General features: G+C 67.0%; 23 protein-coding genes. 7 read left to right on the forward strand and 16 right to left on the reverse strand.

Features of this window, described 5'->3' with window-relative positions:
* The first annotated feature begins 91 nt into the window (after positions 1–91).
* Together AC5Y36_RS18240 and AC5Y36_RS18245 are read left to right on the forward strand one after the other, a co-directional pair.
* Positions 92–1,009, forward strand: a complete 918-nt coding sequence (locus AC5Y36_RS18240; RefSeq protein WP_500042348.1) for an LmeA family phospholipid-binding protein — start codon at positions 92–94, stop codon at positions 1,007–1,009.
* A gap of 60 nt (positions 1,010–1,069) precedes the next feature.
* Positions 1,070–1,816, forward strand: coding sequence for an LmeA family phospholipid-binding protein (locus AC5Y36_RS18245; protein ID WP_500042349.1), 747 nt, complete (start codon positions 1,070–1,072; stop codon positions 1,814–1,816).
* Here AC5Y36_RS18245 and AC5Y36_RS18250 read toward each other — a convergent pair whose 3' ends face one another.
* A complete protein-coding gene (locus AC5Y36_RS18250) occupies positions 1,817–2,407 on the reverse strand; it encodes a TetR/AcrR family transcriptional regulator (RefSeq protein ID WP_500042350.1) in 591 nt (196 codons plus the stop codon).
* Positions 2,408–2,497: 90 nt separating this feature from the next.
* Between AC5Y36_RS18250 and AC5Y36_RS18255 the strand changes: the two genes are divergently transcribed.
* Entirely contained in the window at positions 2,498–3,580 is a 1,083-nt protein-coding gene (locus AC5Y36_RS18255; RefSeq protein WP_500042351.1) for a histidine phosphatase family protein, read from the forward strand.
* Positions 3,581–3,677: 97 nt separating this feature from the next.
* Here AC5Y36_RS18255 and deoC read toward each other — a convergent pair whose 3' ends face one another.
* The 6 genes from deoC to AC5Y36_RS18285 all read right to left on the reverse strand — a co-directional run bounded on the left by deoC (position 3,678) and on the right by AC5Y36_RS18285 (position 7,663).
* Complete coding sequence (gene deoC, locus AC5Y36_RS18260) at positions 3,678–4,352, reverse strand: deoxyribose-phosphate aldolase (RefSeq protein ID WP_500042352.1); 675 nt, start codon at positions 4,350–4,352, stop codon at positions 3,678–3,680.
* Positions 4,352–4,768: a DUF2599 domain-containing protein gene (locus AC5Y36_RS18265; protein WP_500042353.1), complete on the reverse strand. Its 417-nt coding sequence runs from the start codon at positions 4,766–4,768 to the stop codon at positions 4,352–4,354. Before AC5Y36_RS18265 ends, deoC begins: the two co-directional genes overlap by 1 nt.
* 4 nt (positions 4,769–4,772) lie before the next feature.
* Positions 4,773–5,060: a DUF2516 family protein gene (locus tag AC5Y36_RS18270; RefSeq protein WP_500042393.1), complete on the reverse strand. Its 288-nt coding sequence runs from the start codon at positions 5,058–5,060 to the stop codon at positions 4,773–4,775.
* 150 nt (positions 5,061–5,210) lie between these two features.
* Positions 5,211–5,810, reverse strand: coding sequence for a heparin-binding hemagglutinin HbhA (gene hbhA / locus AC5Y36_RS18275; protein ID WP_500042354.1), 600 nt, complete (start codon positions 5,808–5,810; stop codon positions 5,211–5,213).
* A 45-nt stretch (positions 5,811–5,855) separates the two neighbouring features.
* Positions 5,856–6,257 carry a helix-turn-helix domain-containing protein gene (locus AC5Y36_RS18280; protein ID WP_500042355.1) on the reverse strand — a complete coding sequence of 134 codons (402 nt, stop codon included), beginning with the start codon at positions 6,255–6,257 and terminating at the stop codon, positions 5,856–5,858.
* A gap of 89 nt (positions 6,258–6,346) precedes the next feature.
* Entirely contained in the window at positions 6,347–7,663 is a 1,317-nt protein-coding gene (locus AC5Y36_RS18285) for a DUF445 domain-containing protein (protein ID WP_500042394.1), read from the reverse strand.
* Positions 7,664–7,832: 169 nt separating this feature from the next.
* Between AC5Y36_RS18285 and AC5Y36_RS18290 the strand changes: the two genes are divergently transcribed.
* The gene (locus AC5Y36_RS18290; RefSeq protein ID WP_500042356.1) at positions 7,833–8,531 is read left to right on the forward strand and encodes a TetR/AcrR family transcriptional regulator; all 699 of its coding nucleotides are present in this window, start codon (positions 7,833–7,835) and stop codon (positions 8,529–8,531) included.
* Positions 8,532–8,541: 10 nt separating this feature from the next.
* On the opposite strand, the gene AC5Y36_RS18295 is transcribed toward AC5Y36_RS18290, so the two are convergent.
* From AC5Y36_RS18295 to AC5Y36_RS18305, 3 genes are all read right to left on the reverse strand, one after another.
* Positions 8,542–9,402 carry a 3-hydroxybutyryl-CoA dehydrogenase gene (locus tag AC5Y36_RS18295; RefSeq protein ID WP_500042357.1) on the reverse strand — a complete coding sequence of 287 codons (861 nt, stop codon included), beginning with the start codon at positions 9,400–9,402 and terminating at the stop codon, positions 8,542–8,544.
* Between the two features lie 101 nt (positions 9,403–9,503).
* Positions 9,504–10,790 (reverse strand): isocitrate lyase, encoded by a 1,287-nt coding sequence (gene aceA / locus AC5Y36_RS18300; protein ID WP_500042358.1) that lies wholly within the window; start codon positions 10,788–10,790, stop codon positions 9,504–9,506.
* A 270-nt stretch (positions 10,791–11,060) separates the two neighbouring features.
* Positions 11,061–11,882, reverse strand: a complete 822-nt coding sequence (locus AC5Y36_RS18305; protein WP_500042359.1) for an acyl-ACP thioesterase domain-containing protein — start codon at positions 11,880–11,882, stop codon at positions 11,061–11,063.
* Between the two features lie 137 nt (positions 11,883–12,019).
* Here AC5Y36_RS18305 and ramB point away from each other — a divergent pair, with 137 nt between their 5' ends.
* Positions 12,020–13,438 (forward strand): acetate metabolism transcriptional regulator RamB, encoded by a 1,419-nt coding sequence (gene ramB / locus AC5Y36_RS18310; RefSeq protein ID WP_500042360.1) that lies wholly within the window; start codon positions 12,020–12,022, stop codon positions 13,436–13,438.
* A 97-nt stretch (positions 13,439–13,535) separates the two neighbouring features.
* The gene (locus AC5Y36_RS18315) at positions 13,536–14,084 is read left to right on the forward strand and encodes a carboxymuconolactone decarboxylase family protein (RefSeq protein ID WP_500042361.1); all 549 of its coding nucleotides are present in this window, start codon (positions 13,536–13,538) and stop codon (positions 14,082–14,084) included.
* 9 nt (positions 14,085–14,093) lie between these two features.
* Here the strand turns inward: AC5Y36_RS18315 and AC5Y36_RS18320 are convergent, their stop codons facing one another.
* Together AC5Y36_RS18320 and AC5Y36_RS18325 are read right to left on the reverse strand one after the other, a co-directional pair.
* Positions 14,094–14,369: a GNAT family N-acetyltransferase gene (locus AC5Y36_RS18320; RefSeq protein ID WP_500042395.1), complete on the reverse strand. Its 276-nt coding sequence runs from the start codon at positions 14,367–14,369 to the stop codon at positions 14,094–14,096.
* A gap of 237 nt (positions 14,370–14,606) precedes the next feature.
* Positions 14,607–14,870 carry a type II toxin-antitoxin system TacA family antitoxin gene (locus AC5Y36_RS18325; RefSeq protein WP_500042362.1) on the reverse strand — a complete coding sequence of 88 codons (264 nt, stop codon included), beginning with the start codon at positions 14,868–14,870 and terminating at the stop codon, positions 14,607–14,609.
* A 227-nt stretch (positions 14,871–15,097) separates the two neighbouring features.
* Between AC5Y36_RS18325 and AC5Y36_RS18330 the strand changes: the two genes are divergently transcribed.
* Positions 15,098–16,387 (forward strand): class I SAM-dependent methyltransferase, encoded by a 1,290-nt coding sequence (locus AC5Y36_RS18330; RefSeq protein ID WP_500042363.1) that lies wholly within the window; start codon positions 15,098–15,100, stop codon positions 16,385–16,387.
* A gap of 46 nt (positions 16,388–16,433) precedes the next feature.
* Here AC5Y36_RS18330 and AC5Y36_RS18335 read toward each other — a convergent pair whose 3' ends face one another.
* The 4 genes from AC5Y36_RS18335 to AC5Y36_RS18350 are packed head-to-tail and all read right to left on the reverse strand — an operon-like array spanning position 16,434 to position 20,468.
* Positions 16,434–17,216: a DUF1295 domain-containing protein gene (locus AC5Y36_RS18335; RefSeq protein WP_500042364.1), complete on the reverse strand. Its 783-nt coding sequence runs from the start codon at positions 17,214–17,216 to the stop codon at positions 16,434–16,436.
* Positions 17,213–18,484: a class I SAM-dependent methyltransferase gene (locus AC5Y36_RS18340; protein WP_500042365.1), complete on the reverse strand. Its 1,272-nt coding sequence runs from the start codon at positions 18,482–18,484 to the stop codon at positions 17,213–17,215. The genes AC5Y36_RS18335 and AC5Y36_RS18340 overlap by 4 nt, the downstream gene beginning before the upstream one ends.
* Positions 18,481–19,179 (reverse strand): DUF1365 domain-containing protein, encoded by a 699-nt coding sequence (locus AC5Y36_RS18345; RefSeq protein WP_500042366.1) that lies wholly within the window; start codon positions 19,177–19,179, stop codon positions 18,481–18,483. Before AC5Y36_RS18345 ends, AC5Y36_RS18340 begins: the two co-directional genes overlap by 4 nt.
* Entirely contained in the window at positions 19,173–20,468 is a 1,296-nt protein-coding gene (locus AC5Y36_RS18350) for an NAD(P)/FAD-dependent oxidoreductase (RefSeq protein WP_500042367.1), read from the reverse strand. Before AC5Y36_RS18350 ends, AC5Y36_RS18345 begins: the two co-directional genes overlap by 7 nt.
* Positions 20,469–20,566: the final 98 nt, after the last annotated feature.

A 20,566-nucleotide genomic window follows, 5' to 3' on the forward strand; every position in this document is an offset into this window, starting at 1 on the left:
ACCTCCGCAGGGCGATCCGTCGCCGTGGGCCCCCTCGTCGGGGCAGAAGCCTCCCCCGCCCCGGGTGCCCTCTGAGTCACCGACCCGGCAGATGAAGATGCCGCCGAACGCCCAGGAACCGCCCACCAACCGGATACCTGGCCCGCCGCCCGGCGCGCAGGACTTCCCGCCGGAACCGCCGCGCGGCGCGCCCGGCCAACCGCCACCGCCTTCCGCCCCCGGCCCGCCGGCCGCGCCCCCGCCTGCCGAGTCCAAGGGCGGTCGGCTGGGCTTCCTGCGCGACCCGCTGTCGCTGTTTTTGATCTTCGTCAGCACGCTGGCGTTGGTGGTCGCCGGTCTGATCGGCACCGAGCTCTACGCCCGCCACGTCGCCGACAACAAGGTGGCCAAAGCCACCGAATGCGAGGCGGAGGACAGCGCCACGGTGTCGTTCGGGATCTCGCCGCCGTTCCTGTGGCAACACATCACCGGGCACTACACCAACATCTCGATCCACACCGCCGGCAACCGGATCAAAGACGCCAAGCAGATGACGGCCGATCTGAACATCGCCGATGTCCGGTTGCAGTCCACCGCCGACTCCAGCGGCAGCATCGGCGCCCTGGACGCCACCTTGACCTGGCCGTCGGACGGCATCAAGGAAACCATCCGCGACATGGTTCCGCTGCTGGGCAAGACCGTGGATGAGGTCACCACCCACCCCGACGACGGCACCGTCGAGCTGAGCGGTGGACTGGCCGGCGTGATCGTCAAACCCTCGGTGCAAAACAATGCGCTGACACTGGAACTGGTCAAGATCACCGGGCTGGCCAGTTTCTTCGGCGGCTTGGCCAAGGAAAGCATCCAGCCCGAGCTGGACAAGTTCAGCCAGGAGTTGACCAGCAAGTACCCGATGGGGATTCACGCGGACAGCCTGGAGATCACCGACACCGGTGTGGTGGCCAAGTTCTCCACCCGCAACGCCTCCATCCCGGCGCACAGCGACAACCCGTGCTTCGCGGACCTGTGACGCGAGACCAGACGGAGCGTCTTCGCCCCTCGTTCAGACAGATCAGGCAGAATCTCGCAGATGACGGCACCGACTAACGCCAAGCGGCGTTCCATCGTTCTGATCGTGATCATTGCGCTGGCGCTGGTCATCGCCGGGCTGCTGGGCACCGAGCTCTACGCCCGTCATCACGCGGCCGGCGTGGTGGCCGACGCGGTGCAGTGCGAGATCCAGGACAGCGCCGACGTGTCCTTCAGCTCGACGCCGCCGGTGTTGCTGCAGTACCTCAGCGGTCACTACACCCGGATCTCGGTGCAGACCGCCGGCAATCAGGTGCGCGACGTCAAGGGGATGCTCGTCGACCTGGACGTGCAGGACATCCGGCTGAAGAGCACCGCCGATTCCAAGGGCACCATCGGCTCCATGAACGGAACGGTCACCTGGTCGTCGGACGGCATCAAGGAGTCGATCCAGGAGGCGCTGCCGGGCCTGGGCAGCCTGTTGGCCCACGACGTCACCACCGACGCCGGCGCCGGCACGGTGGAGCTCAAGGGCATGCTGGACGGGCTGACCCTCAAGCCGGAGATCGTCGACGGTGGGCTGTCGTTGAAGATCGTCAAGCTGAGCCTGCTGGGACATGCGATGTCGCAGGACGAGGCGCAGAGCGCGCTGGACAAACTGACCTCGAAGGCGACCAAGAACTACCCGCTGGGCATCCACGGCGACAGCGTCGAGGTCACGGATTCCGGTGTGACGGCGCACTTTTCCAGCAGCAACGCCACCATTCCGGCCGGCGACAACCAAGACCCTTGCCTGGCAAAGCTTTAATCACTCCGGCCGGTCGGGCCAGGTCGAATACAGCAGGGCGGCAAGGGCGTCCGCCGTGCGGTCGCAATACTCGGCAGCACCTTCGGTGCCCATCGCCGCGGCGCGAACCATGGTGGTGTTGACCAGGAAATCGAACGCCGCTTCGACGTGCCGGTCCACCCCAGCCGCGGCCAGCCGGTCGGTGAACAACGCCCGCACGTCGCGCTCGTTGCGCAGCAGGAACCGCTTGTAGAGCCCTTCGTCGCGCTGCCAGGCCAGCATCAGCCCGGGAACCGCGGCGCGAGTGACCGGATCGGCCAATACGGCCAAGAAGAGCTCCACCCAGGCCCGCAGGTCGGCGCGCAGGTCGTCGGTCTCCGGGGGCAGCGGCGCCGGTCGTGCGTGACCGAACACGGCGTCCTCGATCAGCGCCTCGCGGTTGGGCCAGCGCCGATAGATCGTCGGCGCCCCGACACCGGAGCGCCGAGCGATGGCAGCGATGGTGGTCCGCTGATACCCGACTTCGGCAAGCAACTCCCGCGCCGCGGCCAGGGCATCTTCGTCCTTCTGCGGGTCACGGGGGCGGCCCGCGGAGGGCGACCCGGATTTCATCCTCGAAAAGTACCGCAAAGGCCTTGTTTTATTACGTTCTAACCCCTAACGTAATTCATCACCTGAGTGGAACCTAAGTAGGAGATGAGCATGTCGGCACTTTCTACCCGTCCCTGGATCACCGCGGGCGTCGCACTGGCGGGCGCCAGCGTCATCGCCGCCGTACCGGTGACGGCCCCGCTGCCCACCGTCACGGTGGCCGCGATCCAGCTCACCGCCGACGAGAACATGATCCTGGACCTGGTGCGCCACGGGCTGTCGGAAGACAACGTCAACCACATCATCGGCACCGTCCCACCGGGCGCCGCGTTGACCGAGGAGGGCGGCACCCAGGCGGCGTACCTGGCCGATCCCACCAACCCGCTGCACCTGCTGGCACCGGGCAGCTACGACGGGATCTACACCTCGGAGTTCCTGCGGACCCAGCAGACCGCGGCGGACTGGCTCACCGCCGCCGGCGACCCCAGCGCGTCCGTCACCCACCTGGCCGGCCTCAACGAGGTCAGCGCCGGCGTCCTGGACGGCACGACCCAGGACCAGGCCAACGGCCTGATGTACCTGGCGGCGCCGCTGGCGTGGATGTTCGGCCAGTGGTGGGTGCCGCAGCTGGGCTCCGACATCGACGTGAACGGGGTGGCGTTCAACGACCGGTTCAGCGACGCCGTCGACACGATGTACAGCGCGGGCGACGCCAACGGCGACGGCGTGATCAGCGATGTGGGGTTCGCGCACGCGATGTCGATCGTGACCTGGGTGATGATGAACGTCAAGAACCCGGACTTCAAGCTGCTGTTCGACAGCCTGTCCACCGGCTTGTTGCCGAACACCGGTCAGGTCATCGTCGAAGGCAACCCCACCGATGGCTGGACGCTGGTCAGCTGGAACGGCGAGGACGTCGCCGCGGATCCGGGACTGGCGACCAACCTGTTCGTCGACTTCCGGGATCTGATGATCGCCCCGCAGGTCGCGGGCTACCACATTCAGGAAGCCATCGAGGCGGCGTTCGGCACCAACGACTGGTCGTCGGTGTGGACGGTGATGCAGGACGGCTTCGAGCAGATCGGCAACGCCTTCATGCAGTTCCCGGTCAACGTGTGGGACGACATCTCGGACGCGATGGGCGCCGCAGGTTCCACCGCGGCCGCCGAGCTGGCCTCCGCCGCCTTGTTCTGATCCTGCACGCTTCCGCGAGCGGCACTTTCACGACGTGTCACCGGCGCGTCGCGTCGTGAAAGTGCCGCTCGGCAGTTTTCGGGGGTGCGATCGGCGGTTATGACAGGCCGTCGAGCACCGCCCGGGTGCCGGACAGCCCCAGGCGGGTCGCACCGGCGTCGAGCAACGCGACCGCGTCGGCGGCGGTGCGGATACCGCCGCTGGCTTTGACACCCAGGCGGCCGCCGACGGTTTCGGCCATCAGCGCAACCGCCCGCAGCGACGCGCCGCCGGCGGGATGAAACCCGGTCGACGTCTTGACGAAGTCCGCGCCAGCGTCCTCGGCGATCCGGCACACCTCGATCAGCAGCGGCGCACCGGCCAGGGTCAGCAGCGCCGCCGACTCGACGATCACTTTGAGCACGACGCCGGGCACGGCCGCACGCACGGCCGCGATGTCGGAGCGCACCGCGGCCAGGTCATTCGCGACCGCGGCGCCCACGTCGATGACCATGTCGATCTCCGCTGCGCCGGCCGCCACGGCCTGCGCCGCCTCCTGCGCCTTGATGGCCGACGCGTGCTTGCCGGAGGGGAAACCGGCCACCGCCGCGATCGCCATGCCGGCGGGGTCGGAGGCGACGGCGACCGGCACCATCGACGGCGACACACACACCGCGCAGACCCCGAGTTCTGCGCCCTCCCGCACCACCGCCGCCACATCGGCGGCCGTGGCTTCGGGTTTGAGCAGCGTGTGGTCGACCAGAGCGGCCAGTTGTTGGCGGGTGTAGTGCATCAGAACGGTTCCTCGGGGTCGCCCGGATTACATCCGGCTTCGGCCATCGTGACGTCGTCGACGACCGGCCGCCACGGTTCCAGGTTCCAGCTGGTCTTGCCGGGCCGGGCGAATTCGGCCCATTGCCAATGACAGCGGAACTGCTCGCGCATGCCCGGGGTGTCGGCGTCCGGGGTCAGCCGCAGCACCTCGGCCCAGGCCTGATCGCGCTCGCCGCCGGTTCCGGCGTCGCCGGCGGCGGCCCGCCCCGACGGTGTCGGAAAGATTCGCAGGCTCGGTCGTCCCGCCCACTGCACCCATTCGCTGTGATCCACGAACGGCGGAGAGTACGACGCGGTGCCCGGATCAGCGGCGACCGGGGCCGCGGGGCACACCGCCAGGAGCGCCAGGCTCGGGGCGCAGGCCCAGCCGCGCATCCGCCTAGCGCGACTTCCCCTGGATCTCCAGGAGCTTGGGCCGCACATCAGCGAGGTATACCCCGGCCGCGCAGGCCGCGACGACGGGGCCGAGCAACGGGAACAAGAACTCCAGAATGGAGGCCAGCAACACGCTGCCACCCAAGATGCCCAACCAGGCCGGCTTGGTCAGCTTGCCGGCGGCGGTGAACGCGTCGGGGCGCTGCAGCGCCGCGTGCACGAACGAGTACACCGCCATCACGATGACCGCGATCTGCAGGACGTACAGGATCAGATTCGGCACGGCTTCCAACGTCACCCTGTAAGGGTACCGACCAAACGCCGCTCACCGACGGCGAGCGTGCGCAAATGTACGCATATCCGCGGTCGCGCGGCACGGACATAGACAACGGGGTGTCAGGCTGCCCCCACGAGCAGCCTGACACCCCGTGTGTCGGCGAAATTACTTCTGGGTGACCTTCTTGGCCGGAGCCTTCTTGGCCGGGGCCTTCTTGGCGGCAGCCTTCTTGGCCGGGGCCTTCTTGGCCGGGGCCTTCTTGGCGACCGGAGCGTCCTTTTTGGCCGGCAACTCGATGCCGACCAGCTTGGCGGCACGCTCACCGACGGCGCGGGTCTGCGACGCCACGGTGCCCAGCGCCTCCTGGGTCAGCTCGACGGCCTGCTCGACGTAGCCCTCGGCACGCGCCGAGACGTCCTCGATCGAGGACTGACCGCGCAACCGCTCCAGAGCGGCTTCGCCGCGCTCAACAAGGTCGTTGTAGCGGTTGGTCGCGGCCTCCACGTAGCCCTCGGCGGCGGTGCGCAGCTCGTCGGCGGTGAAGCGCTCCCGCAGCTCACGCAGCTGCTCGGGCAGGTCCTCCTGCAGCTTGGTCAGGCGAGCGCGGCTCTCCTCGACCCGGCTGCGGGTGTCGGTGCGGGTCTCCTCGGCGCGGTCGCGCAGCTCGGAGATCAGGTCGTTGACGGTGGCCAGGGCCAGGTCAGCAGCGCCCAGCGCGGCAAGCAGCGGGGCCTTCAGGTCGTCGAGGTTCGGGTTCTCGGCCATGGTGTTTCCTTTCACGAATTTTCTTCAGCGGTTGTCTGGTCTCGATCAGTCAGGTTCAGCGGGCGTCGACTCCTCACGGGCAGCGTCGTTCTGTTGCAGAAACGAGGTGTAGATGTCCAGCAGAACCTGCTTCTGACGCTCGGTGATCGCGGTGTCGGCGATGATGACGTCTCGCACCTCGCTCTTCTCCGAGGGCTCGAGAATCCCGGCCCGGACGTAGAGCACTTCGGCGGAAACCCGCAGCGCCTTGGCGATCTGGTTGAGCACGTCGGCAGACGGCTTACGCAACCCGCGCTCGATCTGGCTGAGATACGGATTGCTCACACCGGCCTTGTCAGCCAGCTGTCGCACCGACACTTGAGCCGCTTCACGCTGCGCCCTGATGAAGCTGCCGATATCCGACGCGGCGGTCGATACCACTGCGGCAAGCTTTTCGTCCTGCGACATTGGCTGGCCTCCTCACGTCGGGTTGCCGGTGCTGACAAGCGCCACCCTATAACGTTGCGCTAACTATTGCAAGCACTTGTTAGCGCAGGTCAGAACGCTAGCTGGGCGATGGTGTAGATAACCAGGCCGGCTAGCGCACCCACCACGGTGCCATTGATGCGGATGAATTGCAGGTCTCGACCGACATGCAACTCGATGCGCCGGCTGGCCTCCTCGCCGTCCCAGCGCTCGATGGTCTCGGTGATGACCGCGGTGATCTCGACGCCGTATTGCGACACCAGATGCTGGGCCGCCCGCACCATCCAATCAGCCACCTTGTCACGCAGGTCGGCGTCGTCACGCAGCGATTCGCCGATGCGGACCACGGTGTCGGCGATGCGGACCCGCAGCGTGCTCGACGGGTCGTCGACGCCGTCGAGCACCAGCTGCTTAAGGGTCTTCCAGGCCGCCCCGGCGGCGTTGGTGACCTCGTCGCGGCCCATCAGCTGGTCCTTGATCGCCTCGGCGCGGGCCATGGTCGCCTCGTCGTGCTGCAGATCGTCGGCGAACTCGAAGAGGAACCGGGTGGCGCTGCGCCGCAGGTCGTGGTCGGGGTTGCGGCGCACCTTGTCGGTGAAGTCCATCAGCTCGCGGTGGATGCGGTCGCCGACCAGGTGATCGATGAACCGCGGTGACCAGGTCGGCGAGTCGTTCTCCACCACCCGCTGAATGATCTCCCCCGCGTTCAGCGACCAATGGAACGCGCGATCGGCCAGCAACTGCAGCAGCGCTTCCTGCCGGTGCTCGGCCAGCAGGCTCGCCAGCACCCGGCCGACCGGCGGGCCCCATTTGGGTTCGGCGAGGCGTTTGACGATCATCCGGTCGATCACCTGCTGGACGTCGTCGTCACGCAGCAACTCCACCAGCACCCGCAGCACGGTGGCGGCCTCGGCGGCGACCCGCTCGGCGTGCGACCGCTCCGCGAGCCACTTGCCGAGCCGGCTGGGCACCTGGGCGTCGCGCAGTTTGGTCTCGACGACCTCGGGCGACAGGAAGTTCTCCCGCACGAAGGTGCCCAGCCCTTCGCCGAGCTGATCCTTCTTGCGCTTGATGATCGCGGTGTGCGGGATCGGGATGCCCAACGGATGTTTGAACAGCGCCGTCACCGCGAACCAGTCCGCCAGCGCGCCCACCATGCCGGCCTCGGCCGCCGCACCGACGTAGCCCACCCAGGCGGCGGCGGCTCCGTCGGCTTGCGCCCACCGGCAACCGAGAAACACCACCGTGGCACCCAGCAGGAAGGACAGCGCCACCACCTTCATCCGGCGCAGCGCCCGCCGACGCTCGGCGTCCGCCTCCGGGTCAGCCCCGGCGAACGACTCGGCGAACGTCGCGGTCAGCGGACGCAGCCGCGATCCTGCGTCGATCCGGTGCCGACCCGCACCCCCCGCGTTGGGTTTTGTGGCCACTGCACCATCATCCGCTATCGCGGCGGGTGCGCCACAGTTACTGTGACCGGCACCTCCCCGGGACAGGGAGGCGCGATCCGGCGAGGCCGTAGTATCGACACGGTCGAGTGATTGGGAATCCGCAACAGTGGCAGAGCAGACACGGGGCGCGGTCGTGAAGGTCGATGGCCGCAAGAGACGTTGGCGCCAGCACAAGATGGAGCGCCGCACCGAGCTGGTCGAGGGCACCCTGGAGGCGATCCGGCGTCGCGGCAGCAGCGTCAGCATGGATGAAATCGCCGCCGAGATCGGCGTATCCAAGACCGTGCTGTACCGCTACTTCGTCGACAAGAACGACCTGACCACCGCGGTGATGATGCGCTTCGCGCAGACCACCCTGATCCCCAATATGGCCGCCGCGCTGTCGTCACACCTCGACGGCTTCGCACTGACCCGCGAGATCATCCGGGTCTACGTCGAAACCGTGGCCGCCGAGCCCGAGCCGTACCAGTTCGTGATGGCCAACAACTCGGCCGGCAAAAACAAGGTCATCGCCGACAGCGAGCAAATCATCGCCCGGATGCTGGCGGTGATGCTGCGCCGTCGGATGGCCGAAGCCGGGATGGACACCCACGGCGTCGAGCCCTGGGCGTTCCTGATCGTCGGCGGCGTCCAGCTGGCCACCCACTCATGGATGTCCCACCCGCGGATGAGCACCGACGACCTGATCGACTACCTGACGATGCTGAGCTGGAACGCGCTGTGCGGGATCGTCGAGGTGGGCGGGTCGCTGGAGAAGTTCAACGCCCAGCCACACCCGTCGCCGATCCCGCCGCAGCTGCCGTAGCAGCCGCGCGTCAGTAGCTGTAGAAGCCCTGCCCGGACTTCTTGCCGAGCTGGCCCGCCTCGACCATCCGCAGCAAGAGCGGCGGGGCTGCGTAGAGCGGCTCCTTGAATTCGTCGTACATCTTGTCCGCGATCAGCTTCAGCGTGTCAAGGCCGACCAGGTCCGACAGCCGCAGCGGGCCCATCGGGTGCGACAACCCGGCGACCACGGCCTTGTCGATGTCCTCGACGGTGGCGAACCCGGCTTCGAGCATCCGGACCGCCGACAGCAGGTAGGGCACCAGCAGGGCGTTGACGACGAAACCGGACCGGTCCGAGCAGCGCACCACCTGCTTGCCCAGCACCGTGCTGGCGAACTCCTCGGTACGCGCCACCGCGGCGTCGCCGGTGACCAGGGTGTTGACCAGCTCCACCAGCGGCAACACCGGCACCGGGTTGAAGAAGTGCAGACCCAGCACCCGCTGCGGGTTCTTGGTGGCCGACGCGATCTTCATGATCGGGATGGACGAGGTGTTGGACGCCAGCACGGCGTCGGGGTCGGTGATGACCCGGTCCAGTTCGGCGAAGATCTTGCCCTTGACGTCGACGTCCTCGATGACGGCCTCGATCACCAGCTGGCGGTCGGCCAGATCGGCCAGGTCGGTGGTGAACGACAGGCGCTCGACGGCCGCGTCGCGTTCCCGCTCGGTGATCTTGCCGGCGCTGACGCCACGCTCCAGGGACTTCACCATGCGGTTACGTCCCGCCGTGGTCAGCTCCTCGGTGGTCTCGAAGACCTTGACGTCGACACCAGCGCGGGCGCAGACCTCGGCGATTCCGGCGCCCATCTGGCCGGCCCCGACGACCCCTACTCGTTCGATCGACACCTTCATTCCTTTCGGTTCGATGGCACCCTCAAACGCGCGAGCAGACGCAGAATCGCACGGCTGAGGCCGCAAATGTGCGATTCTACGTCTGCTCGGCGGAGGTTAGATCAGTGGAACTGGCCCTCTTCGGTGGAGCCGGCCAGCGCGGTCGTCGACGACGTCGGGTCCACCGTGGTGGCGATCCGGTCGAAGTACCCCGCACCCACCTCGCGCTGGTGCTTGGTGGCGGTGTAGCCGCGCTCCTCGGCCGCGAACTCGCGCTCCTGCAGCTCGACGTAGGCGCTCATCTGGTTGCGGGCGTAGCCGTGCGCCAGGTCGAACATCGAGTAGTTCAGCGCGTGGAAGCCGGCCAGCGTGATGAACTGGAACTTGAAGCCCATCGCGCCCAGCTCGTTCTGGAACTTCGCGATCGTGGCGTCATCGAGGTGCTGCTTCCAGTTGAACGACGGCGAGCAGTTGTAGGCCAGCATCTGGTCGGGGAACTCGGCCTTGACGCCCTCGGCGAACTTCTTGGCCAGCTCCAGGTCCGGCGTGCCGGTCTCCATCCAGATCAGGTCGGCGAACGGCGCGTAGGCCTTGGCCCGGGCGATGCACGGCTCCAGGCCGTTCTTGACCCGGTAGAAGCCCTCGCTGGTGCGCTCACCGGTGATGAACGGCTGGTCGCGCTCGTCGACGTCGGAGGTGATCAGGGTGGCGGCCTCGGCGTCGGTACGGGCGATCACCACGGTCGGGACGTCGGCGACGTCAGCAGCCAGACGGGCCGAGGTCAGGGTGCGGATGTGCTGCTGGGTCGGGATCAGCACCTTGCCGCCCAGGTGGCCGCACTTCTTCTCCGACGCCAGCTGGTCCTCCCAGTGCGACCCCGCGACACCGGCGGCGATCATCGCCTTCTGCAGCTCGTAGACGTTGAGCGCGCCACCGAAGCCGGCCTCACCGTCGGCGACGATCGGGGCCAGCCAGTTCTCCACCGAGGTGTCGCCCTCCACCTTGGCGATCTCGTCGGCGCGCAGCAGCGCGTTGTTGATCCGGCGGACCACCTGCGGCACCGAGTTGGCCGGGTACAGGCTCTGGTCGGGGTAGGTGTGCCCGGACAGGTTGGCGTCACCGGCGACCTGCCAGCCGGACAGGTAGATGGCCTTGAGGCCGGCCCGGACCTGCTGCACGGCCATGTTGCCGGTCAACGCGCCCAGCGCGTTGATGTAGTCCAGGTCGTGCAGCTGCTCCCAGAGCACCTCGGCGCCGCGGCGAGCCAGCGTGCTCTCCTCGACGACGTGTCCCTGCAGCGCCACCACGTCGGCCGGGGTGTAGGTGCGGGTGACGCCCTTCCACCGCGGGTTGTGGTCCCAGTCGTGCTGGATCTGCTCCGGGCTCTTCGGCGTGCCAACGGTAGACATCGGTGCTCCTTCGGGTGATCGAGTTGTCCGGCTTGTTAACACCGCGACAGCTTCGCTTGACTGCTAAGGCGACGATTGCACAGCGCATCTGCCCAGGTCCACCCGTTTACTTTGCCAATTTCAGCAACGGGTTGACCAGGTTTTGCTAATCTTGTTAAGAATGACCGTCGGCGGCGAACGGAAAACGCGACGCGTTAGTTACCGGTCGGTAACAAATTTGCACAGGTCAGCGCGCTGCGGCGTCGCCTCCCGATGCCGAACTGAAACGTGTTACAGAGGGAAGATCGCCGCCACTGCTTTGGTCTCCTCGCCGACCGCATATGTGAGCGTTCTAACAGTGCGATCGGCCAGGTCAGCGCCGAAACGTTCGGTGGAGCCGGCGGGGTGCACGTGCGAGATGATCTCCAGCTTGTCCCCCAGCGCCACCGGGGCGTCGTGCTCGATGCTGACCCGCAGCGGCGCCTTGAGCAACTCCGGGTAGCTGGACAGATAGTCCTCCACCACGGTCCAGTACACCGAGTTGTTCATGTGGTCGAACAGGTCGATGTCGGTGAAACGGACCGGGTACTCGTGGATCTCGGCGGCGTCATCGCGCGCGCCGGCCTTCAGGTAGGCCTTCCAGCGCAGCCGGTCGACGGTGGTGGTGCGTTTGAGGCCGGCGACAAAGTCCTCGACCATCCGGGCCGGGGTCTGGGTTTCCCGGTTGATGTTGATCCAGAACGACTCGGCCTCCATCAGCCCGCCGCCGCGCTTACCGTCGATGCGCACCCGCATCTCACACCAGCGGTTCGAGGTGCCCGAACACCAGCGCCGCACCCGCAGCATGTCCTGGAAGTTGATCGGGCGGATGAAGTCGATCAGGGTGCGTCGCACGATCCAGAGCGGATGCACCTCCTCGTAGCCCATCTCCCGCAGCTGGTCCTGGCTGATGTCCTGAATGTGGCGGGCGGCGGCGTCGAACCGCAGCCGTCCCTCGCGGTCGATGTCGGCGACCCGAAGCGGCCATTCCCGGTCGAATACGTCAGGGTGCGGGTCCAGGACCGGCATCAAAGCCTTGCCCAGACCGGGTGGTGTGGTGTCGTTGCTCGCCATCAGGTGCACTCCCCTAATTTCCTGCCCAGCGGTGATCATGCCAAACCGGAAACAGTGCCGCCACCTGGCGCAAACCCGCCGCAGCACCCTTGCCAATAGTGCGAAGAGCACCTTCACAGCCGGGTAGGCTGGCCCAGATGTCCAAGACGTTCGTGGGCTCCCGGGTTCGTCAACTGCGCAGTGAGCGCGGCTTCAGCCAGGCCGCGCTGGCGCAGATGCTCGAGATTTCGCCCAGCTACCTCAACCAGATCGAGCACGACGTCCGGCCGCTGACGGTCGCGGTGCTGCTGCGGATCACCGAGGTGTTCGGGGTGGACGCCACCTTCTTCGCCTCCCAGGACGACACCCGGCTGGTCGCCGAACTGCGGGAGGTGACGATGGACCGCGATCTGGACGTCGACGTGGAGTTGTCCGAGGTCGCCGAGTTGGTCAGTGCCCATCCCAAGGTGGCCCGGGCCATGGTCAACCTGCATCGCCGCTACCGGATCACCACCGCGCAGCTGGCCGCCGCCACCGAGGAGCGCTTCTCCGACGGCAGCGGGTCCGGATCCATCACCATGCCGCACGAGGAGGTCCGCGACTACTTCTACCAGCGGCAGAACTACCTGCACGAACTCGACACCGCCGCAGAGGATCTCACCGTACGGATGCGGATGCACCGCGGTGAGCTGGCCGCCGAGCTGGCCAACCGGCTCACCGAGGAGCACGGCGTTCACATCAACCGGCGCATCGACCTGGGCGAGACGGTGCTGCACCGCTATGACCCGCAGACCAGGACGCTGGACATGGGCCATCACCTGTCCTGGGGCCAGCGGGTGTTCAAAATGGCCGCCGAACTGGCGTATCTGGAATTCAGCGAGCTGATCGACGCGATGGTGACCGAGGGCAAGTTCACGTCCGAGGAGTCGCGCAAACTGGCCCGGCTCGGGCTGGCCAACTACTTCGCCGCCGCCACCGTGTTGCCGTATCGGCAGTTTCACGACAGCGCGGAGAACTTCCGCTACGACATCGAGCGGCTGTCGGCGTTCTACCGGGTCAGCTACGAGACGATCGGGCACCGGCTCTCGACCTTGCAGCGGCCGTCGATGCGCGGGGTGCCGTTCTCGTTCGTCCGGGTGGACCGGGCCGGAAACATGTCGAAACGCCAGTCCGCCACCGGGTTTCATTTCTCCTCCTCCGGCGGCACCTGTCCGCTGTGGAATGTCTACGAGACATTCGGCAACCCGGGCAAGATCCTGGTGCAGATCGCCCAGCTGCCCGACGGGCGCAACTACATGTGGGTGGCGCGCACCGTCGAGCGCCGGGCGTCGCGCTACGGCCAGCCCGGCAAGACGTTCGCGATCGGGCTGGGCTGCGAACTGCGCCACGCGCACCGGCTGGTGTATTCGGAAGGCCTGGATCTGTCCGGGGACAACGCCGCCCCGATCGGGGTGGGCTGCCGGGTCTGCGAGCGGGACAACTGCCCGCAGCGCGCGTTCCCGGCGCTGGGCCGCAGCCTCGATCTCGACGAACACCGCAGTACCGTGTCGCCGTACCTGGTACAGCAGAATGGGTGAACGCGCCGTCCTCACCGAGTCGGAATTTCACGACGCGACACGCCGGTTGTGCGTCGCACGTTTCACGGTCGAGGATGGATTCTTCAGAGAGGACCCGATGAGCAGCGACGTAGACCGCATCCCGTCCACCCCAGGCGTGCGTGACCTCGGCCTCTTCAACTGGGTGTTCTGCAAGCTGGCCGCCCGGCGCCAGCACGTCCCGCAGGCGCACCTGTTCACCACGCTGGGCCAGCACAAGAAGCTGATGTGGTCCTGGCTGCCGTGGGCGGGCCTGCTGCTGGGCGGCGGCAAGCTGCCCAAGCAGGACACCGAGCTGGTGATCCTGCGGGTCGGGCATCTGCGGCAGAGCCAGTACGAACTGACCCACCACCGTCGCATCGCCAAAGCCTCCGGCGTCGACGAGGCCACCCAGGACATGATCTTCGAGGGCCCGCACGCCGAGGGGCTGACCGACCGGCAGCGGGTGCTGCTGACCGGGACCGATGAGTTGCTGGAGACCCGGACCCTCTCCGACGCCACCTGGGCCGCGCTCTCGGGTCACCTCAACCGGCAGCAGCTGATCGAATTCGTCACGCTGGCCGGCCAATACGACGCGCTGGCGGCGACGCTGAGTGCGTTGCGGGTGCCGCTGGACTTCGCGGAATAGGTTGTTCTGTCACCGGGTGTCGACGTCAGCTTGGATGTCTTTGATCCGGCGAACCAGACGCATCGACACGTCGACCGTTGCACGGGTGAAGCCATAGTGCTCGTAGAAGCCGACGGCCGCATCGTCAGCGGCGTCGACCACCAGGTCGCGGGCGGCTACGGTCTGTGTCGCAGACAGCACGCGCTGGTAGGCGTCGAAGAGCAACTGTCCGCCAAGACCCCGGCCGTGAAGGGTTCTGTCCAGTGCGAGCTTGCCGAGCAGCACCGCCGGAATCCGCTCCGGCATGCCCCGCGCGAGACGACGCGGTAGATCGGCAGCCACAATCTCATGCGCCGACAACGTGAAGTACGCGAGCACCTCGTCGTTGCCTTCTTGCGTCCACACGAATACCTGGGCCGTGCGCTTAGCCTGTGCCGATTTCGCGTGCCGTGTCAGCCACTCATCCAGCGTTGCCTGTCCGCAGTCGAAGCCCCCAACCGCATGCTGTTCGCCGTATGTCGCGCAGACGAACACCGGCCCGGCTCAGCCGTGCCGAGAAACCCGCGGCGAGAGCGCAACCCGTCGCATCGCCTCATTGGGACGGGGCGGCTCGGACAACGCATCGAACATTGCGTCGAAGAACTCGGCAGACACCGCCGTCTGCCGGGATAACACAGCTTCCGCTCGCTCCTCCGCGGCTGACAGCACGAACTCGGTCAGTGACTGGTGTTCCAAATCCGCTGCAGCCCGCAGCCGCGCCTGCCTGTCAGCGCGAACTCGGAAATGGAGCCGTTCCGTGCTGGCCATATCGATCACCTCGTACGCCGATTGTACACACGCAATGCTGACGTCGGGCTGGTCTTACCGCGCGATCACCACCCTGCGACCAGCACCGTTGGCGTTCCGAATGGGACGACCGTATTCCGCCCTGAATCGGTCACCCATCCGCGATCCGGCGCCCTCCGAATCACCGGTGGCAGTCATTTGCTACGACGGCCCGATGCAGGCAGGGATAAGGCAGCTGGACGGGATTGATGGGCTTTCGTGAGCGGGCCAAGGACCGGCCTGGGGTGGCGACGGTCGCCGAACGGCTGGCGTCGCTGTTCGGTGTCATCGTGGGGAGCGAACTACCCGTCCGCATCCGCGCCTGGGACGGCAGCGAGGCCGGTCCGCCCGACGGGCCGGTGGTCACGTTCACGTCCCGGCGGGCGTTGCGACGATTGCTCTGGGCTCCAGGCGAACTCGGCCTGGCACGGGCCTATGTGTGCGGCGATCTGCAGGTCGACGGTAATCTCGTCGACGGTTTCCGGCGGGCTCGGGCGCAGGCCAGCGGCCATCGCCCGCTGACGGCGCGCCACATGGCACCCGCGGTGCTCCTGGCTGCCCGGTTGGGGGTGATCGGCTGGCCACCTCAACCGCCCGCAACGGAGGCCCGGTTGAGCGGCCGGCAGCACACGCGGCGCCGCGACCGCGCCGCGATAGCGCATCACTACGACCTGCCCAATGACGTCTACCAACTACTGCTCGACGACCATATGGCCTACTCATCGGCGTATTTCACCCATGCCGACCAATCTCTGCACGATGCTCAAACCGCCAAGCTGGACCTCATCTGTCGCAAGCTTGACCTCAAGCCGGGGATGAGCCTGCTCGACGTCGGCTGCGGCTGGGGGTCGCTGATGATCTATGCCGCACAGCATTACGGCGTGACCGCAACCGGGATCACCCTGTCGGCCCATCAGCATGACCTCGTCGCCAAATGGGTGTCCGATCGCGCCTTAACCGACCGCGTCGTCGTGCGCCAGCTGGACTACCGCGAATTCGGGGCGCTCCCGCAGTCCCGGGCAGCGTTCGACGCCGCCGCCTCGATCGAGATGGGTGAACACGTCGGCGAGAAGCACTACCCGGTATACACGGCGATCCTGCACCGCGCCCTCAAACCCACCGGCCGGTTGCTACTGCAACAGATGTCCCGTCGGGTCGACGCCGCCCCGGGTGGCGGACCATTCATCGAGTCCTACATTGCGCCCGATATGCACATGCGGCCGCTATCCCGGACGCTGCAGTATCTGGAGCACGCCGGGTTCGAAATCAGTAGCGTCGAGGCGCTGCGCGAACACTATGTGAAAACAGTCGATGCGTGGATCCAGACCTTCGAGGACCACTACGACGACTTCGTCGCGCTCCTGGGCGACGAAGCCGCCCGGGTATGGCGGCTGTATCTGGTGGGTGGGCGGCTGGCTTTTGAATCGGGCCGGATGGGTGTGGACCAGATTCTCGCCGTCAAAAGCACCGCGCTCGGCGCGGGGCCAGCCGACCACTGATCGGCCAAAGGCGGCGCGGAGCCGTTGACGTTTATCGCGACGGTTGTCATCTGCGCGCGGAGCGGGGTCGACGCGGAACGAAAAACGATGTCCGATACTTGTATTCGTCGAATCCGGGACGGCCATCCATGTGTTTCTCGGTCAACCGCGCACCGGTGGCATACACCAGGAAATACGTCATGAGAAGCGGGGAGAACACGGTAGCCAGCGCCCGCCAGCCGGTGATTGTGATCAGCCACAATCCCCACCACACGCAGGCGTCACCGAAGTAGTTGGGATGACGCGTCCACGACCACGGACCTCGGTCCATCACCATCCCGCGATGCGCCGGGTCGGCTTTGAACACCCGCAGCTGGTGATCTCCGACGGCTTCGAAGACGAAACCGACCGCCCACAGCAGAACGCCGGCCGCGGCGATTGCCGGCAATGGCCGCGCTGTCGGGCCGGTGACTGCCGAGAGTTGCACCGGCAGCGAAACGAACCAGATCCCAAAAGCCTGCAGGGCGAACACCTTGCGCACCACCTGACCGACGGAGGCGCCCCGCAGAAGGTCGGCGTAGCGCGGGTCCTCGCCCTTACCTGCCGACTTGCGGGCCATGTGCCAGCTCAGCCGCAGCCCCCAGATCGCGATCAGCGCCAGCAGCAGCCAGCGGCGCAGTGCGTCACCGTTCCCGAGGACAGCGGTGACGACGGCGACCGCGATGAACCCGAGCCCCCAGGCCACATCGACGACGTTGTAGCGGCCGATACGTCGGCCGGCAACGAAGGTGATCGTTTGCACCAGGCCGACGACCAAAGCGGACGTTGCGGAAACGGCGCAAAAGTTCACGGCGCGTCCTTGGGTGCAAGCGTCCACTGATACACGTTGAGGTATCCCGACCGGAATCCGGCCTCGGCGTAGGCCAGGTAGAGTTCCCACATCCGGACGAATGCCGCGTCGATGCCCAGGTGCGGCAGGGTGATTCGCCGTTGTAGGAATCGTTCACGCCACAGCCGCAGCGTCTCGGCGTAATGGCGGCGCAGCGAAAACCTGTCGACCGTGCGCAGGCCCGTGTGCTGCGCGGTGATGCCCGCAATGGCCTCGGCGGAGGGAATGAGCCCGCCGGGGAAGATGTACTTCTGGATCCAGGTGTGCGTCTTGCGGGTGGCCAGCATCCGGGCATGCGGCATGGTGATCGCCTGGATTGCTATTCGCCCGTCGGGCATCAGCAGCCGCTCGAGGGTCTGGAAGTAGTCCGGCCAGGCCTGGAATCCGATCGCCTCGATCATCTCGACCGACAGCACGGCGTCATAGTTTCCGCCGAGGTCACGGTAGTCGCGCAGGTTCACCTGAACCTGCGAGGACAGGCCGGCCGCGTCGACCCGTTGCTGCGCCAGTCGTTGTTGTTGGACAGACAGCGTGACCGAGCGGACCTGCGCTCCGCGTGCGGCCGCCCGGATGCACAGCTCGCCCCACCCGGTTCCGATCTCCAGTACGCGGCTGCCCGGCCCGACTCGAGCCGCATCGAGCAGCCGATCGATCTTGCGCCGTTGGGCATCGGCAAGGTCCGACCATGAGGCCGGGAACCGCGGGAACAACGCACTCGAGTAGGTCATCGTCTCGTCGAGGAACGCGGCGAACAGCTCCTGAGGCAGGTCGTAATGCGCGGCGACGTCACGCCGGGCCTGCGCCCGGCTGCGGTGCATTGATCCCGGCTGGGAGGGCACCGTGATCGGCCGCAACCACTGCAGTGCGCGGGGTACGAGGTCGGCGATCTCGGTCGCCAAGACTGTCAGCACCTCGGTGAGACGGTCCGACGCCCATTCGCCGGCCATGTAGGACTCACCGAACCCGATCAGGCCGTGGCGTCCGATCCGGCGGGCCAACCGGTCCGGCGCCTTGATCACCAGCACCGGAGCTGCGGGGTCGCCGCCGCCGATCACCGTGCCGTCGGGATAGACCAGTCGCAGCGGCAGTCGTGCCGCCGCCCGGCGCAGCAACCGGTCGGCGATCAGCGCTGGCACCGCGGCCAGCGGGCCCGACGGCACGTAAGCGACCGCGGGCCAACGGCGCAAGTCGATTGCCGGTGAACGGGTTTCACCGATTTCGGTGCTCATCGTGGCACCACCGGGAGCCGGCGCAGCCACAGCGTGACGCCCTGGATGCGGATGCGCACTGCCACCATCAGCGGCGCCAGCGGCGCGCGTAGCTGCATGCCCGCGACGTGGCGCACCGTCGCCGAGCGCCGGGTGCCCCGCAATGTCGCGACGAAAACCGCCTGGTTGTCGCGGTGCAGCGACACCGTGACAGCGACGTCGCGTCCGGGTCGCGGTGCCAGCACCAGGTAGTGGCCGTCCACGGGGTTGAACGGCGAGACGTAGAACTTCTTGGCGGCCGGCACCGGTGTATCCGCCGGCGGCAGCAGGTAGGCGTGCCGCTGCCCGTAGGTGTTGTGGACCTCGGCGATCACGTACCGCAGCGTGCCGTCGCGGTCGTGACACCAGAAGATGCTGATCGGGTTGAACACATACCCGAGGACGCGTGCCTGCAGCAGGGCGGTCACCCGGCCGCCCGGGACGGTCGCGTCGTGCTCGGCGAGGAAGGCGTCCACCCGGTCGCGCAGCGACTCACCGGGCCGCCCGTCGAAGTGGTCACCGGCGTCGAACCGCGCGAACGCCCGCAGCCACCGGGGCAACGCCGGCAACTCGTCGATGTCGACATACCAGCTGTAGCTCCGGTATCCGAAGGAGTGCCGCACCGGAGCACGGCGGGTGTGCGTGATCGTCGTGCGATAGATCGCCGGAGTCAACACGAAATCACCTCGCCGGCGGGGATCTGGGCCGGCCAATCGGCGCCCAGCCCTCGGGCCGCCCGCAACCCCGACACGGCGCCGTCCTCGTGGAATCCCCAGCCGTGATAGGCGCCGGCGAAGACCACCCGGTCATCATTGAGCGTTGGCAACAACCTCTGGGCAGCGACGGATTCCAGTGTGTAGCGCGGATGGGCGTAGGTCATCTCGGCGATGACCGTTCGCGGATCGACGCGGTCGTGGCCGCCGAGCGTGACCAAAAACCGGCGGTCAGCGTCGATCCGCATCAACCTGCTGACGTCGTAGGTGACCACAACATCCTCGCCATCGGGTGTGATGAGGTAGTTCCACGATGCGCGGGCACGCCGGTGCCGGGGCAACAGCGACTCGTCGGTGTGCAGCTGGGCGCGGTTGGTCGAGTACGGTATCGATCCGAGGACGGCCCGTTCATGCGCCGACGCGTCGTCAAGTAGATGCAGCGCCTGGTCTGGGTGGACGGCGACGACCGCGGCGTCGAAGAACCTCGGCGCCGCGGCGCCGGCCTGAACCAGCACCCCGTGGGGCACCCGTCGCAACCAGCGCACGCGCATGCCGGTGCGGACATCAGGAAGCCGCGCCGCGATGGCCCGCACATAGACCGCCGAACCACCGGCAACCGTGCGCCACGTCGGTGACCCAAAAACCGAGAGCATGCCGTGGTGGCCCAGAAACACAAACAGATGCCGGGCCGGGTGACGCAGCGCGTCGTCGCCATCGCATGACCAGACCGCCGCCACCAACGGCACGATGAAGTGTTCGACGAAGAACTCCGAAAAGCCATACCCGCGCAGGAAGTCGCCCAGCGTCTGGGCGTCAGCGGAGTCAGCGGCCAGTAGCCGGGTGGCGACGCGGTGAAAGCGGACGATCTCTGCGAGCATGAACAAATAGCGTGGTCGCAGGGATTGCCTGCACGCGAACAGCCCACCCAGGCCGAGGGCTCCGGCGTATTCGAGTCCGGTGTCGTCGGCGCGCACCGACATCGACATCTCCGACTCCTGGGTGGCCACTCCCAACTCGGCAAACAACCGACACAGCGTCGGGTAGGTCCGATCGTTGTGCACTAGGAAAGCCGAGTCCACTCCGACGGTGGTGCCGTCGCCGCGATCGACGACGTGGGTGTGGGCATGACCGCCCAGCCTGGTGTCGGCTTCATACAAACTGACCCGGTACCGAGCGGACAAGGCGTACGCGGCGGTCAGGCCCGCGATTCCGCTGCCGATTACAACGACCGAACGTCCTGAGGGTTCGTACACATTGGCTATTCGGAGAGTGCGGCGCCGCGGATGGACGAAGCGGCCCGGTTGCGACATTCCACCGGTGAGCCATCCACGAAGGCGGTCATTCCGAATAG

This window comes from Mycobacterium sp. NGS50 (assembly GCF_059812545.1).

What these genes read in the sequence shown, in the direction of transcription:
- hbhA (WP_500042354.1), bottom strand. Translation starts at nt 5,810, where the DNA reads ATGGCCGAGAACCCGAACCTCGACGACCTGAAGGCCCCGCTGCTTGCC.
- AC5Y36_RS18240 (WP_500042348.1), top strand. Translation starts at nt 92, where the DNA reads ATGAAGATGCCGCCGAACGCCCAGGAACCGCCCACCAACCGGATACCT.
- deoC (WP_500042352.1), bottom strand. Translation starts at nt 4,352, where the DNA reads ATGCACTACACCCGCCAACAACTGGCCGCTCTGGTCGACCACACGCTG.
- AC5Y36_RS18245 (WP_500042349.1), top strand. Translation starts at nt 1,070, where the DNA reads ATGACGGCACCGACTAACGCCAAGCGGCGTTCCATCGTTCTGATCGTG.
- ramB (WP_500042360.1), top strand. Translation starts at nt 12,020, where the DNA reads ATGTCCAAGACGTTCGTGGGCTCCCGGGTTCGTCAACTGCGCAGTGAG.
- AC5Y36_RS18325 (WP_500042362.1), bottom strand. Translation starts at nt 14,870, where the DNA reads ATGGCCAGCACGGAACGGCTCCATTTCCGAGTTCGCGCTGACAGGCAG.
- AC5Y36_RS18295 (WP_500042357.1), bottom strand. Translation starts at nt 9,402, where the DNA reads ATGAAGGTGTCGATCGAACGAGTAGGGGTCGTCGGGGCCGGCCAGATG.
- AC5Y36_RS18305 (WP_500042359.1), bottom strand. Translation starts at nt 11,882, where the DNA reads ATGGCGAGCAACGACACCACACCACCCGGTCTGGGCAAGGCTTTGATG.
- AC5Y36_RS18265 (WP_500042353.1), bottom strand. Translation starts at nt 4,768, where the DNA reads ATGCGCGGCTGGGCCTGCGCCCCGAGCCTGGCGCTCCTGGCGGTGTGC.
- AC5Y36_RS18315 (WP_500042361.1), top strand. Translation starts at nt 13,536, where the DNA reads ATGAGCAGCGACGTAGACCGCATCCCGTCCACCCCAGGCGTGCGTGAC.
- AC5Y36_RS18340 (WP_500042365.1), bottom strand. Translation starts at nt 18,484, where the DNA reads ATGAGCACCGAAATCGGTGAAACCCGTTCACCGGCAATCGACTTGCGC.
- aceA (WP_500042358.1), bottom strand. Translation starts at nt 10,790, where the DNA reads ATGTCTACCGTTGGCACGCCGAAGAGCCCGGAGCAGATCCAGCACGAC.
- AC5Y36_RS18280 (WP_500042355.1), bottom strand. Translation starts at nt 6,257, where the DNA reads ATGTCGCAGGACGAAAAGCTTGCCGCAGTGGTATCGACCGCCGCGTCG.
- AC5Y36_RS18320 (WP_500042395.1), bottom strand. Translation starts at nt 14,369, where the DNA reads ATGCCGGAGCGGATTCCGGCGGTGCTGCTCGGCAAGCTCGCACTGGAC.
- AC5Y36_RS18255 (WP_500042351.1), top strand. Translation starts at nt 2,498, where the DNA reads ATGTCGGCACTTTCTACCCGTCCCTGGATCACCGCGGGCGTCGCACTG.
- AC5Y36_RS18250 (WP_500042350.1), bottom strand. Translation starts at nt 2,407, where the DNA reads ATGAAATCCGGGTCGCCCTCCGCGGGCCGCCCCCGTGACCCGCAGAAG.
- AC5Y36_RS18330 (WP_500042363.1), top strand. Translation starts at nt 15,098, where the DNA reads ATGGGCTTTCGTGAGCGGGCCAAGGACCGGCCTGGGGTGGCGACGGTC.